This is a genomic window from Klenkia terrae (assembly GCF_037083865.1).
Classification (GTDB): Bacteria; Actinomycetota; Actinomycetes; order Mycobacteriales; family Geodermatophilaceae; genus Klenkia; species Klenkia terrae.
In genome coordinates, this window is sequence record NZ_JBAPLV010000014.1 from 34,965 (window position 1) to 49,654 (window position 14,690).

The 14,690-nt window shown below is 75.7% G+C and carries 16 protein-coding genes; 7 read left to right on the plus strand and 9 right to left on the minus strand.

Going from position 1 to position 14,690, the window contains the following annotated elements:
* Position 1: 1 nt before the first annotated feature.
* Genes UXQ13_RS13550 through UXQ13_RS13565 form a run of 4 tightly spaced genes read right to left on the minus strand, consistent with a single transcriptional unit; the run spans position 2 to position 3,796 of the window.
* A complete protein-coding gene (locus tag UXQ13_RS13550; protein ID WP_225233544.1) occupies positions 2-997 on the minus strand; it encodes an LLM class flavin-dependent oxidoreductase in 996 nt (331 codons plus the stop codon).
* Positions 994-1,326, minus strand: a complete 333-nt coding sequence (locus tag UXQ13_RS13555; protein ID WP_225233545.1) for a TIGR04076 family protein — start codon at positions 1,324-1,326, stop codon at positions 994-996. Before UXQ13_RS13555 ends, UXQ13_RS13550 begins: the two co-directional genes overlap by 4 nt.
* Positions 1,323-2,564 (minus strand): amidohydrolase family protein, encoded by a 1,242-nt coding sequence (locus tag UXQ13_RS13560; protein WP_225233546.1) that lies wholly within the window; start codon positions 2,562-2,564, stop codon positions 1,323-1,325. Before UXQ13_RS13560 ends, UXQ13_RS13555 begins: the two co-directional genes overlap by 4 nt.
* Positions 2,561-3,796, minus strand: coding sequence for an MFS transporter (locus UXQ13_RS13565; RefSeq protein ID WP_225233547.1), 1,236 nt, complete (start codon positions 3,794-3,796; stop codon positions 2,561-2,563). Before UXQ13_RS13565 ends, UXQ13_RS13560 begins: the two co-directional genes overlap by 4 nt.
* Positions 3,797-3,901: 105 nt before the next feature.
* Between UXQ13_RS13565 and UXQ13_RS13570 the strand changes: the two genes are divergently transcribed.
* From UXQ13_RS13570 to UXQ13_RS13595, 6 genes are all read left to right on the plus strand, one after another.
* Positions 3,902-4,426, plus strand: coding sequence for a hypothetical protein (locus UXQ13_RS13570; protein WP_225233548.1), 525 nt, complete (start codon positions 3,902-3,904; stop codon positions 4,424-4,426).
* A gap of 123 nt (positions 4,427-4,549) precedes the next feature.
* The gene (gene moaA, locus UXQ13_RS13575; RefSeq protein ID WP_336392444.1) at positions 4,550-5,602 is read left to right on the plus strand and encodes a GTP 3',8-cyclase MoaA; all 1,053 of its coding nucleotides are present in this window, start codon (positions 4,550-4,552) and stop codon (positions 5,600-5,602) included.
* A gap of 3 nt (positions 5,603-5,605) precedes the next feature.
* A complete protein-coding gene (locus tag UXQ13_RS13580; RefSeq protein ID WP_225233550.1) occupies positions 5,606-5,860 on the plus strand; it encodes a MoaD/ThiS family protein in 255 nt (84 codons plus the stop codon).
* Positions 5,861-5,919: 59 nt separating this feature from the next.
* Positions 5,920-7,326: a hemolysin family protein gene (locus UXQ13_RS13585; RefSeq protein WP_225233551.1), complete on the plus strand. Its 1,407-nt coding sequence runs from the start codon at positions 5,920-5,922 to the stop codon at positions 7,324-7,326.
* Positions 7,323-8,348, plus strand: coding sequence for a hemolysin family protein (locus tag UXQ13_RS13590; protein ID WP_336392445.1), 1,026 nt, complete (start codon positions 7,323-7,325; stop codon positions 8,346-8,348). The genes UXQ13_RS13585 and UXQ13_RS13590 overlap by 4 nt, the downstream gene beginning before the upstream one ends.
* Positions 8,349-8,361: 13 nt before the next feature.
* Entirely contained in the window at positions 8,362-8,568 is a 207-nt protein-coding gene (locus tag UXQ13_RS13595) for a hypothetical protein (RefSeq protein WP_225233553.1), read from the plus strand.
* A 20-nt stretch (positions 8,569-8,588) separates the two neighbouring features.
* On the opposite strand, the gene UXQ13_RS13600 is transcribed toward UXQ13_RS13595, so the two are convergent.
* The 4 genes from UXQ13_RS13600 to UXQ13_RS13615 all read right to left on the minus strand — a co-directional run bounded on the left by UXQ13_RS13600 (position 8,589) and on the right by UXQ13_RS13615 (position 11,838).
* Positions 8,589-10,130, minus strand: a complete 1,542-nt coding sequence (locus UXQ13_RS13600) for a SpoIIE family protein phosphatase (protein WP_225233554.1) — start codon at positions 10,128-10,130, stop codon at positions 8,589-8,591.
* Positions 10,131-10,195: 65 nt separating this feature from the next.
* A complete protein-coding gene (locus UXQ13_RS13605) occupies positions 10,196-10,606 on the minus strand; it encodes a molybdenum cofactor biosynthesis protein MoaE (protein ID WP_225233555.1) in 411 nt (136 codons plus the stop codon).
* The gene (locus UXQ13_RS13610; protein WP_225233556.1) at positions 10,603-11,175 is read right to left on the minus strand and encodes a nucleotidyltransferase family protein; all 573 of its coding nucleotides are present in this window, start codon (positions 11,173-11,175) and stop codon (positions 10,603-10,605) included. Before UXQ13_RS13610 ends, UXQ13_RS13605 begins: the two co-directional genes overlap by 4 nt.
* 12 nt (positions 11,176-11,187) lie before the next feature.
* A complete protein-coding gene (locus tag UXQ13_RS13615) occupies positions 11,188-11,838 on the minus strand; it encodes a pyridoxamine 5'-phosphate oxidase family protein (protein ID WP_225233557.1) in 651 nt (216 codons plus the stop codon).
* A 132-nt stretch (positions 11,839-11,970) separates the two neighbouring features.
* On the opposite strand from UXQ13_RS13615, the gene UXQ13_RS13620 reads away from it, so the two are divergent.
* Entirely contained in the window at positions 11,971-13,878 is a 1,908-nt protein-coding gene (locus UXQ13_RS13620) for a heavy metal translocating P-type ATPase (protein WP_318249977.1), read from the plus strand.
* On the opposite strand, the gene UXQ13_RS13625 is transcribed toward UXQ13_RS13620, so the two are convergent.
* Complete coding sequence (locus tag UXQ13_RS13625; RefSeq protein ID WP_336392446.1) at positions 13,875-14,678, minus strand: thioesterase family protein; 804 nt, start codon at positions 14,676-14,678, stop codon at positions 13,875-13,877. The genes UXQ13_RS13620 and UXQ13_RS13625 overlap by 4 nt on opposite strands.
* Positions 14,679-14,690 lie beyond the last annotated feature (12 nt).

Here is a 14,690-nt window from a genome sequence, read left to right on the forward strand (position 1 = left end):
CTCAGCGGTGCAGCAGCGGCAGGACCCGGGTGCCGATCAGCTCGACGCCGCGGTCGTCGGTGAGCCCGTGCGGGGTGCCGAACTCGACCCGGGAGGCGCCGGCGTCGACCAGCAGCTGGGCCTGGACGGCGACCTGCTCCGGCGTCCCGGAGAACGCGAAGAGGTCCAGCACCTCGTCGGGCACCAGGCGTCCGGCACCCTCGGAGTCCCCGGCGTCCACCCGGGCGGTCACCTCGGGCAGCAGCCCGTCGGGCAGCGTGACCGTCGGGTCCAGCCCGGCGACGACGGCGAGGTACATGGCGACCTCGGTGCGCGCCCGGGCCCGGGCGGCGGCGCCGTCCTCGTCGACCACGGTCACCGCGCCGACCACGATGCCGACCGCGTCGTCGGGCCGGCCGGCCCGACGGGCGCCGACCGCGGTCCACTCCCGCATCACCCCGACCATCGCCGGGTTGGCCGAGCCGCCGACCTTGAGCTCGTCGGCGACCTCGCCGGCCAGGGCTGCGGTCTGCGCGCCCCAGGTGCCGACCAGGAACGGGGGGACGACGTCGGGCAGCGGGTAGCGCAGCGTCGTCCCGGCGGCCAGCGGGAAGAGGTCGCCCTCGACGCCGTCCGCCGACCCCGACAGCAGCGCCCGGATCAGCGCCACGGCCTCCCGGAGCTGCGCGACCGGCCGGGCCTGGGACACCCCCAGGGCACCCAGCCAGGTGCCGCGGGCCAGCCCGCAGTACGCCCGGCCGCCCGACAGGCGGTCCAGCGCGGCCAGCTGGCCGGCCAGCTCGTAGGGGTGCGTGGTGAACGGGTTCCAGCAGGCCGCGCCCAGCCGCACGCGCGAGGTGGCCGCAGCCATCTCCAGCAGCGGCACGACCGGCGGCTGGTAGAGCAGGTCGCCGAAGACGCTGATCACGTCGATGCCGTGCTCCTCGGCCGCCGCGGCCAGCCGGGCGTAGTCCCCGGGGGCCTTGTCCGACTGCAGGCCCAGCCCGATCTCCGTCACGTCAGGTCACCCGACCGCAGCGCCACCCGGCGGGACCGCTCGATCCGCATGACCAGCCGCTCCTCGGGGTCCGGGCAGGCGACCAGGGTGTCGCGCTCGAGCCAGTCGGCCGCGGGGAGGTCGCGCTGCTTGGCCGGCAGCAGCGGTAGCACCGACTGCAGGGCGTAGACGCAGAAGTGCTTCCCGGCGGGGATGCGCAGCTCGGCGGAGTTGGTCAGCTCGAAGGAGTCGCCCACCGCCAGACCGCAGACCGAGCGGCCGCCGATCGAGTCGACCACCACCCGCAGGTCGTACAGCTCCATGTCCGCCACGCCGTCCGGCTCGGTCATCGGGCCCTCCTGGTCAGGTCGGTGGAGTCGTCGCGGACCACCCGGCCGCCCTTCATCACCCAGCGCAGCGTGCGCAGGGCGGCCACGTCGGCCGTGGGGTCCTCGTCGACCAGCACCAGGTCGGCGAACCGGCCGGGGGCCACGACGCCGACCCGGTCCTCGGCGCCCAGCCAGCGGGCCGGGGCGATCGTGGCGGCCTGCAGCGCGCGGGCCGGGGTCATCCCGGCCGGCGCGCCGAGGACGGCCATGTGCTCCAGCTCCCGGACGGTGGCGCTGGTGCCCTCGAAGTCCCAGAACGGCGGCATGTCGCTGCCCAGCAGGACCTCGACCCCGGCCTCCAGGGCCATCCGGTAGCTGGCCGCGTGCTGATCGGCCGCACCGAGCGAGCGGGCCTGCATCCACGCCGGCACACCCAGCTCGTCGAAGAACGCCCCGCACCGGGTGACCACGAGGGTCGGCACCAGCGCGGTGCCGGCGGCCGCCATCTGCGCCGCGACCTCGGGGGTCAGCTGGTAGCCGTGCTCGACGCAGTCCAGCCCGAGAGCGACCGCGCGGGCGATGACCGCGGCCGGTCCGGCGTGGGCGGTGACCTTGCGGCCCCAGTCGTGCGCGGTGGAGATCACCGCGGCCAGCTCGTCGTCGGTGAGCTGCGGGGTGGAGATCTGCTCGTGCTCCCCGGCGATGCCGCCGCTGACCATGACCTTGACCAGGTCGGCGCCCAGCGCGACCTGCGAGCGCACACCGCGGCGGAAGGAGTCCGCCCCGTCGCACTCCAGGGTGTCCGGCGAGCCCGCGCCGTGCCCACCGGTGCAGCAGAGTGCGCGGCCGGCCGTGAACACCCGCGGCCCGCGCACCTCGCCGGCCTCGATGGCCGCCCGCAGCGCGAAGTCCGCACCGGACTTCTCGGCCACGCAGCGGACCGTGGTCACCCCGGCCAGCAGGGTCCGCTCGGCGCCCGAGGCCATGTACAGCGCGAGCTCGTGCGGGCCCATCGCCTCCACCCGGTCACCGGCGGCACCGGGCAGCGAGATCGACAGGTGGGTGTGCAGGTTCAGCAGGCCGGGCAGGAGGTAGCCGCCGCCCAGGTCCACCCGGACGGCGTCGGCGGGCACCGGGACGTCGTCGGCGCGGCCGGCCGCCACCACGCGGTCGTCGCGCACGTGCACGGCGGCGTCGGGCACCAGCCGGCCGGCCTCGCTGTCGAACAACGTCGCGTGGTGCAGGAGCAGGTCGGTCACCGCAGCGCCTCCTCGGGCTCGCGCACGGCCACCGCGGCCGGGCGCCGCAGCACCATCGCACCGACCAGGGCGAGCACCCCCGCCGCCGCCGCGCCCAGCGCGGGCACCAGGAACGCCGCCTCCGCCCCCCAGGCGTCGACCGCGGCGCCGGCCAGCGCCGCACCGGCGGTGACGCCGAGGGTGAGGCCGGTCGACGTCCAGGTCAGGCCCTCGTTCAGCGCCGCGCGCGGCACCCGGGACTCCACCAGCGACATCCCGGAGACCAGCACCGGCGCGATCGCCAGCCCGGCGAGGAACGCGGCGGGCACCAGCCAGGTCAGCGAGCCGACGAGCAGCAGCCCCTGCGCGACCAGCCCGAAGAAGACCGCGCACGCCACGAACCGCGCGGTCAGCGACCCGGGGAGCCGGACGACGCCGTAGAACAGCCCGGACACCAGGCTGCCGCCGGCGTAGGCGGCCAGCGCGACGCCGGCCATCACCGGGGCGCCCTCGTCCTGCGCGAACCCGACGACCACGACGTCCATCGCGCCGAACACCGTGCCGACCGCCAGGTACGCGGTGGCCACGACCAGCAGTGCGGGCCCGATGACCGACGTCCGGGTCCGGGACTCACCCACCGGGGTGCGCTGCACGGGCGGCTGGGTGGTCTCCTGCCGGGCCAGCCAGACGGCGCCGGCGACGCCGACCACCAGCCCGACGACGAAGCCGGCCGGCGGGGCGATCAGCGCGGCCAGGAAGGTGATCGACGGCGGGCCGACGACGAACACGACCTCGTCCACGACCGACTCGAACGCGAAGGCGGTCTGCCGGTCGTCGGAGTCCGGCAGCGCGTGCGCCCACCGCGCCCGGACGGCGGAGCCGACGTTGGCCCCGCACGCACCGGTCAGCGCGGCGAGCACGAACCAGGACCAGCGCGGCGCGTCCAGCACCACGGCCGAGGCGAACACCAGGCCGAGCACCAGGTAGGCCGCCGAGGACACGACGAGCACCCGACCCTGGCCGACCCGGTCCATGCCGCGGGCCCACTGCGGGCTGCCGACCGCGAAGGCCAGCGCCAGCGTGCCGGAGACGGCGCCGGCCAGGCCGTAGCTGCCGGACTCCCCGGCGACCAGGAGCACCGAGCCCAGTCCGACGGTGGACATCGGCACGCGGGCCAGCCAGCCGGCGAAGGAGAAGGACCGCGAGCCCGGGACGGTGAAGATGCGGGCGTACGGGGAGAACGGGTTGCGCACGGGGATCGATCTCGACTTCCTGGCCACAGGCGGAGACAGGGGGGCCTGCCGGACTCCCGGGTGGCACCCCCGATGCTAGCGACGGCGTCCATGCAGGATGCCCGCGTGGCCACCTCCCGCGCGTTGCGCCCGCTCACCCGCCGCCGGGACGACGTCGACCCGCACCGCGCGGAGAGCCGGGTCACCGCCTACGTCTACGGCACCGTGCTCGTGCTGGCCGCGGTGGTCGGCACCTCGCCCGAGGCGGTGGACGACGGCGCCGCGGTGCTGCTGGTCGTGGGCACCGTGCTGTCGACCTACCTGGCGCACGTGCTCGCGCACTCGGTCGGATCGCTGCTCACCGGCGGTCAGCACCGGCAGCTCTCCCACGCCGTCCGGGACGCCACGCCCATCCTCAGCTCGGGGTCGCTGCCCGCGCTCGTCCTGCTGGCCACCGCGCTGGGCTGGCCCCCGGAGGTGTGGGGGCAGTCGCTGGCCGCTGCCGTCGGGCTGGTCCGGGTGGCCGGCATCGGGCTGGTCTACCGGCGCCTGCAGGCCGACGTCCCGCTGGGCCGGGCCGTGCTGATGGGTGTGGTGGCCGCGGCGGTGGCGCTGCTCGTCGTCGTCCTGAAGCTGACGCTCACGCACTGAGCAACGTGCTGCAACCCGCCGGTGCGGGCTGTGGGAGCCCGGAGATCCGCAGCCGCGGAAGCAGGGGTGACCGCGGACACAGCCGTGACGAGCCCGCGACCGGGCGGCTCTACAGTCGGGAGGGTGACGACGCCGAGCCCGCTCCCCGACCCGGTGGTCCGCATGCCCGCACCCGCCCCGGGCAGCGGCGGGCTGGTCGACCGGCACGGCCGCACCGCGACCGACCTGCGGGTCTCGCTGACCGACCGGTGCAACCTGCGCTGCAGCTACTGCATGCCGCCCGAGGGCCTGGACTGGCTGCCCAAGGTCGAGCAGCTGACCGACGACGAGGTCGTCCGGCTGGTCCGCATCGGCGTGGAGCACCTGGGCATCGAGGAGGTCCGGTTCACCGGCGGCGAGCCGCTGCTGCGCCCCGGCCTGCCCGGCATCGTCGCGGCCACGACCGCGCTGCTGCCCCGGCCCGAGGTCAGCCTGACCACCAACGCCGTGGGCCTGTCCCGGATGGCGCCGGCCCTGGCCGCCGCCGGGCTGGACCGGCTCAACGTCAGCCTGGACACCCTGGACCGCGACCGGTTCAAGCAGCTCACCCACCGCGACCGGCTGCCCGACGTGCTGGCCGGCCTCAAGGCCGCCAAGGAGGCCGGGCTCACCCCGGTCAAGGTGAACACGGTGCTGCTCAAGGGCATCAACGAGGACGACGCCGTCCCGCTGCTGGAGTACTGCCTCGAGCACGGCTACGAGCTGCGCTTCATCGAGCAGATGCCGCTGGACGCCCACCACGCGTGGACCCGCGCCGAGATGGTGACCGCCGAGGACATCCTGGCCAAGCTGTCGGCCACGCACACCCTCACCCCGGACGTCGAGGAGCGCGGCGCGGCCCCGGCCGAGCGCTGGCTGGTCGACGGCACCGACCTCACCGTCGGCGTCATCGCCTCCGTCACCCGCAGCTTCTGCGGCGCCTGCGACCGCACCCGGCTCACCGCCGACGGCCAGATCCGCAACTGCCTGTTCGCCCGCGAGGAGTCCGACCTGCGGACGGCGATGCGGGACGGCGCCACCGACCAGGAGCTGGCCGACCGCTGGCGGATCGCCACGCTGACCAAGCTGCCCGGCCACGGGATCGACGACCCGTCGTTCCTGCAGCCCTCGCGCCCCATGTCGGCGATCGGCGGCTGAGCGGTGGGCCAGGGCAACACGGTCACCGTGCGCTACTTCGCCGGGGCCCGCGCCGCGGTCGGCGTGGACACCGAGACCCGGGACGCCGGTTCGCTGGACGAGCTGGTGGGCCAGATCGTCGACGCGCACGGCGAGAGACTCGAACGGGTGTTGACGGCGTGTTCGTTCCTGGTGGACGGAACGTCGACGAGGGACCGTACGTTGGTGCTCTCACCCGGGGCGGTCGTCGACGTGCTGCCCCCCTTCGCCGGAGGCTGATCCACCCCGCTCGTGAGCTCGTTGCCTCACAGTCCTGAGACATCTGCCCGGAGCGCGCCGTGATCGAGTGGCTCCTCGTGCTCGTCGGGGTCGTGCTGATCGCCGCCTGCGCCGCGTTCGTCGCCTTCGAGTTCTCCCTGGTCACCGTCGACCGCGCCACGGTCGAGCGCCAGGTCGCCGACGGCGACAAGGGCTCCGAGGGCGTCCTGGCTGCCCTGCAGACGCTGTCCACCCAGCTGTCGGGCGCCCAGCTCGGCATCACCGTCACCAACCTGGCCGTCGGCTTCGTCGCCGAGCCCTCCATCGCCGCCCTGCTGCGCGGCCCGCTGGGCGCCGCCGGGCTGGGCGAGGGGGCCGCTCGGTCGGTCTCGATCACACTGGCCCTGGTGCTGGCCACCGGGCTGACCATGGTGTTCGGCGAGCTGGTGCCCAAGAACATCGCGCTGTCCGAGCCGCTGCGCACCGCCCGCGCGGTCTCCGGCTTCCAGCGCGGCTTCACCCGGTCGACCTCCTTGGTGATCCGGGCGCTGAACGGCTGGGCCAACGCCGTCCTGCGCCGGCTGTTCGGCATCGAGCCGCAGGAGGAGCTGGCCTCGGCCCGGTCCCCCGAGGAGCTGACGTCGCTGGTCCGCCGGTCCAGCAGCCAGGGCACGCTGGAGGCGACCACCGCCCAGTTGCTCACCCGCAGCCTGGCCTTCGGCGAGCTGCGCGCCTCCGACGTGGCCACCCGCCGGCTGCAGATGACCACCATCCCGGCCGACGCCGCCGTCTCGGCCGTGCTGGACGCCGCCCGCGAGTCCGGGCACTCCCGCTTCCCGGTGGTCGGCGACGGCGTGGACGACGTCGTCGGGCTGGTCCACGTGAAACACGCGCTGTCCGTCCCCCGCGCCGACCGCCGCACGGCGAGCGTCGCGTCGGTGATGGTGCCCGCGCTGCACGTGCCCACCAGCCGACGGCTGGACGACCTGCTGACCGACCTCCGGCAGGGCAGCCTGCAGATGGCCGTGCTGGTCGACGAGTACGGCGGCACCGACGGCGTGGTCACCGTCGAGGACCTGGTCGAGGAGCTGGTCGGCGAGGTCGCCGACGAGCACGACGAGCCGGAGGTCCCCGGCCTGACCGACCTGGAGGACGGCACCTGGTCGGCCAGCGGCCTGCTGCGCCCGGACGAGGTCCGCGAGGCCACCGGCCTGCAGGTCCCCGACGACCACAGCTACGAGACCCTCGGCGGGCTGGTGCTCCGCCAGCTCGGCCGGATGCCCGAGGTCGGCGACCGGGTCGAGGTCATGCGCGAGCTGCCGCCCGAGCTGGCCGACGACGTCGACGACGAGACCGGCCTGGGCGGTGTCTGGCTCGAGGTGGTCGCCCTGGAGGGCAGCCGGGTCGACCGGGTGCTGGTCGGGGAGATCCCGCCCGTCGGCGAGGAGACCGCGCCCGCCGCCGTCGAGGAGGGGGCGACCCGATGAGCGACTGGATCGGGCTCGTCGTGGCCGTCGTCCTGCTGGGCGCCAACGCCTTCTTCGTGGCCGCCGAGTTCGCGCTGATCTCCGCGCGCCGGTCGTCCATCGAGCCGCTGGCCGAGGCCGGCTCCCGCCGTGCCCGCACCACGCTGGCCGCCATGGAGCAGGTCTCGCTGATGATGGCCGCCGCCCAGCTGGGCATCACGGTCTGCTCGCTGGGGCTGGGCGCGATCGGCGAGCCCGCCGTGGCACACCTGCTGGAGCCGGTGTTCGCGGCGCTGCGGGTGCCCGAGGGCGCCGTCTACCCGATCTCGTTCGCCATCGCGCTGTCGGTGGTCGTCGCGCTGCACGTGGTGATCGGCGAGATGGTGCCCAAGAACCTGGCGCTGGCCGGCCCCGACCGGGCCGCGCTGGCGCTGGCCCCGCCGCTGAAGATCGTGGCGACGGTGCTCAAGCCGTTCCTGCTGGCCATGAACGCGATCGCCAACGCCGTCCTGCGGCTGGTCGGCGTCGAGCCCAAGGACGAGGTCGCCAGCTCCTTCACCCGCGACGAGGTCGCCGGGCTGCTCGACCAGTCCCGCGAGGGCGGGCTGCTGGACGCCGCCGACCACGACCTGCTGACCGGCGCGCTGACCCTGGAGGACCGGGACACCCGCTCGGTGCTCATCCCCCGCGCCGAGCTGGCCGTGCTGGCCCCGGACGACGACGGGCTGGTCGTGGAGCAGCTGGCGGCCACCACCGGGTTCTCCCGGTTCCCGGTCCTCGTCGGCGACGAGCTCACCGGGTACGTCCACCTCAAGGACGTGCTGGTGGCCGAGGGCGAGCCCGACGTCCGGGTCGCCGACATCACCCGCCCGCTGCCCCGGGTGGACGCCACCACCGACCTGCGGACGACGCTGCAGACGATGCAGGCCGGCCGGGCCCAGCTCGCCGCCGTCGTGGACGAAGGCCGGGTGCTCGGCGTCGTCGCCCTGGAGGACATCCTCGAGGAGCTGGTCGGCGAGATCAGGGATTCGGCCCACCGATGAGAGGAGCACTGGGATGAGCGTGTTCGACAAGGCCAAGGCCAAGGCGGAGGAGCTGCTCGGGCGGGCGACGGAGGTCTACGGCGAGTCGCACGGCGACGCCGCCGCCGAGGTCGCCGGGGAGGCCCGCCGACTGGAGGGCGAGGCCGACGAGGAGGCCGCCGAGCGCGCCGACCAGCAGCGCCGGCACCCCGACGACGACGGCCTCGCCGGCGCCCGCTGACGGACTGACCGGCCGGCGGCTCAGCGCAGCCGGACGGCGACCAGCGCGACATCGTCGTCCGGCCGGCCGTGCACCAGCCGCTCGACGACCTGGTCGCACAGCACGTCCAGCGGGCAGCCGGCGAGCTCGGCGACCACCGCGCGCAGCCGGGCCAGCCCGGTGTCGAGGTCCTCGTGCCGGCGCTCGACCAGGCCGTCGGTGAACATCAGCACCGTCGACCCCGGCGGCAGCGCGACCACGTGCTCGTGCCGCGCGGCCAGGCCGTCCACGCCGAGCAGCAGGTCGCCCTGCCAGGGGTCCGGTGCGCCCAGCGAGCCGTCGGCGTGCAGCACGACCGGGGACAGGTGGCCCGCGCTGGACCAGACCATGGTCGCGCCGCCGCCCTCGACCTCCGTCAGCCGGGCGACCGCGCAGGTGGCCAGCGTCGGGAAGTCCAGGTGGTCCATCGCCACGTCGAGCCCGCGCAGCACCTCGCCGGGCCCGGCGTCGGAGTAGGTGGCGATGCCGCGCAGCAGCCCGCGCAGCTGACCCATCGCCGCGGCGGCCGCCGTGTCGTGCCCGACGACGTCGCCGATGACCAGGGTCATCGCGCCGCTGGGCGAGCGGAAGGCGTCGTACCAGTCCCCGCCGACCCGGGCCGCCTCGGCCGCCGGGGTGTACCGGACGGCGACCTCGGCCCCGGCGGGCCGGAACGGTTGGGTCAGCAGGCTGCGCTGCAGCTCTTCGGCGAGGGCGGCCTGCTGGCGGTAGAGCCGGCCGTTGTCCAACGCCAGCCCGATCCGGTCGGCGCACTCCCGGGCGGCGGCGAGGTCCTCCGGCGCGGGGGCGTGCCCGGCCGACCACCAGAGGGTGATCACGCCCAGCGTGCGCCCCCGGCCGAGCAGGGGCAGGTAGAACCCCGTGCCGGTGGCCAGCTGCGCCTGCAGCCGGCGGGCCTCGCCGGGCGGCAGGCTGTCGGCGACCTCCGCGGCGGTGACCGGCATCGGCTCCTGGGCCTGCATCGACCGGATCAGCGGGGTGGTCGAGGGCAGGGCCCCCAGCCGCAGCTCGCTGTACCGCTCCAGCACCGGCCGCAGCTCGGCGTCGGCGTGCCAGCACCCGACGTCCCGGGGGCGGCCGGCGTCGTCCAGCACGGTCACCACGGCCCAGTCCGCCAGCACCGGCACCAGCAGGCGGGGGATGCGGCTCATGCTCTGCACGGCGTCGGGCGACCCGACGACCTCGGCGCTGACCTGGGCCAGCACCGCCAGCCGCTCCTGCGCCCGGTGCCGCTGCGTGGTGTCGGTGAAGAAGACGTTGATCCCGCCCTGCTCGGCGGGCACGACGCGGACCTCGAACCACGCACCCAGCGCCGCGGAGAAGGCCTCGGCCACCTCGGGCACCCGGGTCCGGGCGACCCGCCGGTAGGTGCGGCCGAAGGCGCTCTCCTCGTTGCCGGGGAAGGCCTGCCAGGCGTTGCGGCCGAGCAGGTCGGCCCGGTTGCGGCGGAAGGTCCGCTCGGCGCCGGCGTTGACGTAGGTGATCGTCCAGTCGGCGGCGAACTGCAGGAAGCCCATGGGCATCCCCTCGAGAACACCTGTACCCGCCTGCCGCACCACCCGGGTCCCCTTTCCCGACGGCGCTCAGCCTAGGGGCAGGACACCCATTCCTCGGCCCCGTCGGTGAACACCTGGCGCTTCCAGATCGGCAGCCGGGCCTTGATCTCGTCGACGAGCTCCGCGCAGGCGGCGAACGCCTGGCCACGGTGGCTGGTGGAGACCGCGCAGGCCAGGGCCACGTCGCCGATCGCGAGCAGGCCCACCCGGTGGCTGACCGCCACGGCGTGCACCTCGGGCCGGGCGGCGAACTCCGCGGCGATCTCCTCGACCAGCGCCTGCGCGGTCGGGTGGCCGACGTACTCCAGCTCGGTGACGCCGCGTCCGCCGTCGTGGTCGCGGACGACGCCGGCGAAGCTGACCGTGGCCCCGGCGGCCGGGTGGGCCGCGGCGGCCTCGTGCGCGGCGACGTCCAGGGGCTGGTCGCTGATGGTGGCGATCACGGCTGGACCGTACTCGGCGGGACGTCCCAGTCGGCCGGGTCGGCCAGGCCGGTGCAGTCGACCTCGGTGACCTCGTGGTCGCGCAGGTAGGCCCGGGCGCCCTCGTCCCCGGTCGCCGAGGCGGCCACGCCGGCCCAGTGGTCCCGGCCGATCAGCACCGGGTGTCCCGGGACGCCGTCGTAGGTCGGGACGACGAGCGCGTCGGGCGCGGCGTGCCCGCTGATCCGCGCCAGCGCCTCGGCGGTCATGCCGGGGACGTCGACCAGCATGATCAAAGCCGCCTCGATGCCGCCGCCCAGGGCCTGCAGCCCCTGGATGCCGGTGCGCAGCGAGGACGCCATGCCGGTCTCCCAGTCGCGGTTGCCGACCACGGTCGCGCCGTCCAGGTCGGCGCGCTGCCACACCTCGACCATCGCGGCGCCGAGCACGACCAGCACGGGGTCGCAGACCGTGCGCGCCGTCCGCACGGCCCGCTCGACGAACAGCGACCCCTCGTGCTCGACCAGTGCCTTGGGCATGCCGTAGCGGGAGCCGCCCCCGGCGGCGAGGACGAGCGCGGCGACCGACACGACCCCACCCTCTCAGGAGGTGCCGGACCGCACCTTGCCCACGTACTCCTCGAAGGTGATCGGGCCGCCCTCCCCGGCGGTGCGGGCGGCGTCGGGCAGCACGTCCTGCACCACGTCCAGCCGCTTCCACGAGGGGCGGGGCGCGTCGCCGCCGGCATCGGGGACGTACTCGCTGGCCCGGACCCGCTGGTGCACGTGCACGTACCGGCCGCAGTTGGGGAACACCTCGTCGACGACGGCCCGGGTGACCAGCGTGGCACCGGGCCAGCGGGCCAGCAGCTCGTCGTCCGCGCTGACGGTGGCGGTGGCCTGCACCCGGACCCGGTCCGGGGTCTCCAGGTCGATGAACAGCAGGCCCACCTGCCCGGTCTCGGTCGCGTTGCCCATCGACAGGAACATGCCGTTGCCGTCGTAGTGCGGGAAGGCCAGCGTGCGCTCGTCCAGGACGGCGACGACGCCGGTGGGCCCGCCCTTGTAGGACACCGTGGGCCGGCCCTGCCCGTCCACGGTGGACAGGAAGAAGAAGTCCCGGGAGGCGATGAACGCCGCCGACCCGTCGTCGAGCCGGTCGGCGACGACCGCGGCCTCGAGCCGGTCGGCCAGCGGGCGGGAGCCGAAGTGGTCCTGCCAGGTCCGCTGCGGTGCGGTGTAGAAGTCGGTCACGGGTGCCCCCTCGTCCGCGGTCCGCGACGCTGCGGACCGGTCGGCCCACCCTCCCCCGGTGACCCGGTCCGCGCTCGGTCGGCCACCTGACCACATGCGTGCCTTCACGGATGCGCAGGTAGCGTGGCAGTCGTGACCGCCACGACCGCCGACCGGCCCGTGCTCGTCGACCGGCGCCCCCGCCTGGCGGTGGCCTGGACGCTGCCGGAGGTCCGCTGGGCGGCGGTGTCGCTGGGGCTCTTCGCGGTCGGCGTGCTGCTGCAGCTGGCCGGGGCACCCGCCGTGGTCTGGTGGGCGGCGTACCTGGCCTGCTACGCCGCGGGCGGCTGGGAACCGGCGGTGGCCGGCGTGCAGGCGCTGCGGGAGCGAACGCTGGACGTCGACCTGCTCATGGTGGTGGCCGCCCTCGGCGCCGCGGCCATCGGCCAGGTCTTCGACGGCGCCCTGCTGATCGTCATCTTCGCGACGTCCGGCGCGCTGGAGGCCTTCGCCACCCGGCGCACCCGCGACGCCGTCCGGGCGCTCACCGACCTGGCCCCGGAGCAGGCCTGCCGGCTCGAGCACGGCCGGGAGTCCACGGTCCCGGCCGCGGAGCTCGAGGTCGGCGACCGGGTGCTGGTCCGCCCCGGCGACCGGCTACCCGCCGACGGCACGGTCGTCGAGGGAGCCTCGGAGGTCGACCAGGCCTCGGTGACCGGCGAGCCGCTGCCGGCGGACAAGCAGCCCGGCGACGAGGTCTTCGCCGGCACCGTCAACGGCACCGGGACGCTCACCGTCGAGGTGGGCCGGCCGGCGCACGACAGCGTGGTGGCCCGGATCGCCGACCTGGTGGCCCAGGCGTCGGAGACCAAGGCCGGCACGCAGTTGTTCATCGAGAAGGTGGAGCAGCGGTACTCCGTGGGCGTCGTCGTCGCCACGCTGGCGGTCTTCGCCGTCCCGCTGCTGCTGGGCGCCGACCTGCAGAGCGCGCTGCTGCGGGCGATGACCTTCATGATCGTGGCGTCGCCCTGCGCGCTCGTGCTGGCCACGATGCCGCCGCTGCTGTCGGCGATCGCGACCTCTGGGCGGCACGGCGTGCTGGTCACCTCGGCGGTGGCCATGGAGGGCCTGGGCAGCGTCACCGCCGTCGTGCTGGACAAGACCGGCACGCTCACCGACGGGACGCCGGCCGTGGTGGCCGTCGGCGCCGGGCCGGGGTGGGCGGAGTCCGAGCTGCTGTCCCTGGCGGCGTCGGTCGAGGTGCCCAGCGAGCACCCGGTCGGGCGGGCGGTGCTCGCCGCGGCGCGGGAGCGCGGCCTGGCGACCCGGCCGGTGCAGGGCTTCCGGGCGGCCGTCGGCCGCGGGGTCGTCGGGACGGTGGACGGCCGGGTGGTCGCGGTCGGTTCGGCCACGGACGACGGCCCGCCCGGTGCCGCCGCCGAGCAGGCGCGCGGCCGCACGGTCGTCGCGGTCACCGTGGACGGCGACCCGGCCGGCTGGCTGGCGCTGGCCGACCGGCTCCGGCCCTCCGCCGCCGGCACCGTGACCGCGCTGCGGGGGCTGCTGGGCCGCTCCCCCGTGCTGCTCACCGGGGACACCGCGCGCGCGGCCGGGACCCTGGCCGCCGAGCTGGGCATCACCGACGTGCGGGCCGGGCTGCTGCCCGGGGACAAGGTCGCCGCGGTCCGGGAGCTGCAGGCGCAGGGCCACCGGGTGCTGGTGGTCGGCGACGGGGTCAACGACGCGCCGGCCCTGGCCGCCGCCGAGGTCGGGGTGGCGATGGGCGGCATCGGCTCCGACCTCGCGGTGGCCAGCGCCGACGTCGTGGTGGTCCGGGACGACCTGGGCACGCTGCCGGCGCTGGTCGCCCTGTCCCGGCGGGCGCGGCGGCTGGTGGTGCAGAACCTGGTGGTCGCCGGCCTGGTCGTCGTGGCGCTGGCGACCTGGGACCTGGTCGGCCACCTGCCGCTGCCGCTGGGCGTGGCCGGGCACGAGGGGTCCACGATCCTGGTGGCGCTGAACGGTCTGCGGCTGCTCCGCCGGGGAACCTGGCGGCCCTAGCCGCGCGGGAGGCGGCGGGACTGCCGCGCGGTCGCGACCAGCCGGCCCTGCTCGTCGTGCAGGTCCGCCTCGTCCACGCACGACCAGCCGTCGCTCCAGGCCGTCCACTGGTCCACCCGGACCCAGGCGCCGACCGGCGGCGGCGGGCCCACCAGGTGCATCGTCAGCTCCACCGTCGGCAGTCCCACGGGCTCGGTCCGGACGGCGAACAGGCTCGGCGGCAGGGCGTCGACCACCAGGCCCAGGGCGACGAGCGGGTCGGTCACCCCGGCCGAGGGCCGGACCCGGCACCAGACCGTCAGCCGCGGCTCGCTGCCCCCGGCCAGCGGTCGGCCGGTACCGACCACGCGGAAGTCCAGGTGCTGGCTCATCGGCACGTAGGCCACCGGCAGCACCAGCTCCTCCGCCGCGGCCGGGCCCACGGCGTCCGCGGGCAGCTCCGGGACCGGGACGGGGCCCTCCGCCGGCGCCCCGGCCGGCGACGAGGACAGCAGCACCTGGGCCACGGCGCACAGCACGCCGGCCTGGCGCGCCTCGACCCGGATGCTCGACGTCGCGCCCAGGCGCTCGGGGACCGACCGGACCTCCAGGTCGGCGTCCGGGACGACGGGGGCCAGCAGGTGGGTGGCCGCCGTCCGCACCCGGACCTCCTGGCCCGGCCGGCCGTGGTCCTGCACGCAGGCGAGCGCCGAGGACAGCAGCGCGCCGACCACGACGCCGCCCTGCACCGCCGCGAAGGACCGCCAGGTGGGGTCCCAGCGGTGCACCGTCGGGGCGGGCGGGGACGGTGCGGTCGACATGCCGCGGACAGT

What these genes read in the sequence shown, in the direction of transcription:
- UXQ13_RS13625 (WP_336392446.1), bottom strand. Translation starts at nt 14,678, where the DNA reads ATGTCGACCGCACCGTCCCCGCCCGCCCCGACGGTGCACCGCTGGGAC.
- UXQ13_RS13555 (WP_225233545.1), bottom strand. Translation starts at nt 1,326, where the DNA reads ATGACCGAGCCGGACGGCGTGGCGGACATGGAGCTGTACGACCTGCGG.
- UXQ13_RS13590 (WP_336392445.1), top strand. Translation starts at nt 7,323, where the DNA reads ATGAGCGACTGGATCGGGCTCGTCGTGGCCGTCGTCCTGCTGGGCGCC.
- UXQ13_RS13595 (WP_225233553.1), top strand. Translation starts at nt 8,362, where the DNA reads ATGAGCGTGTTCGACAAGGCCAAGGCCAAGGCGGAGGAGCTGCTCGGG.
- UXQ13_RS13600 (WP_225233554.1), bottom strand. Translation starts at nt 10,130, where the DNA reads ATGCCCATGGGCTTCCTGCAGTTCGCCGCCGACTGGACGATCACCTAC.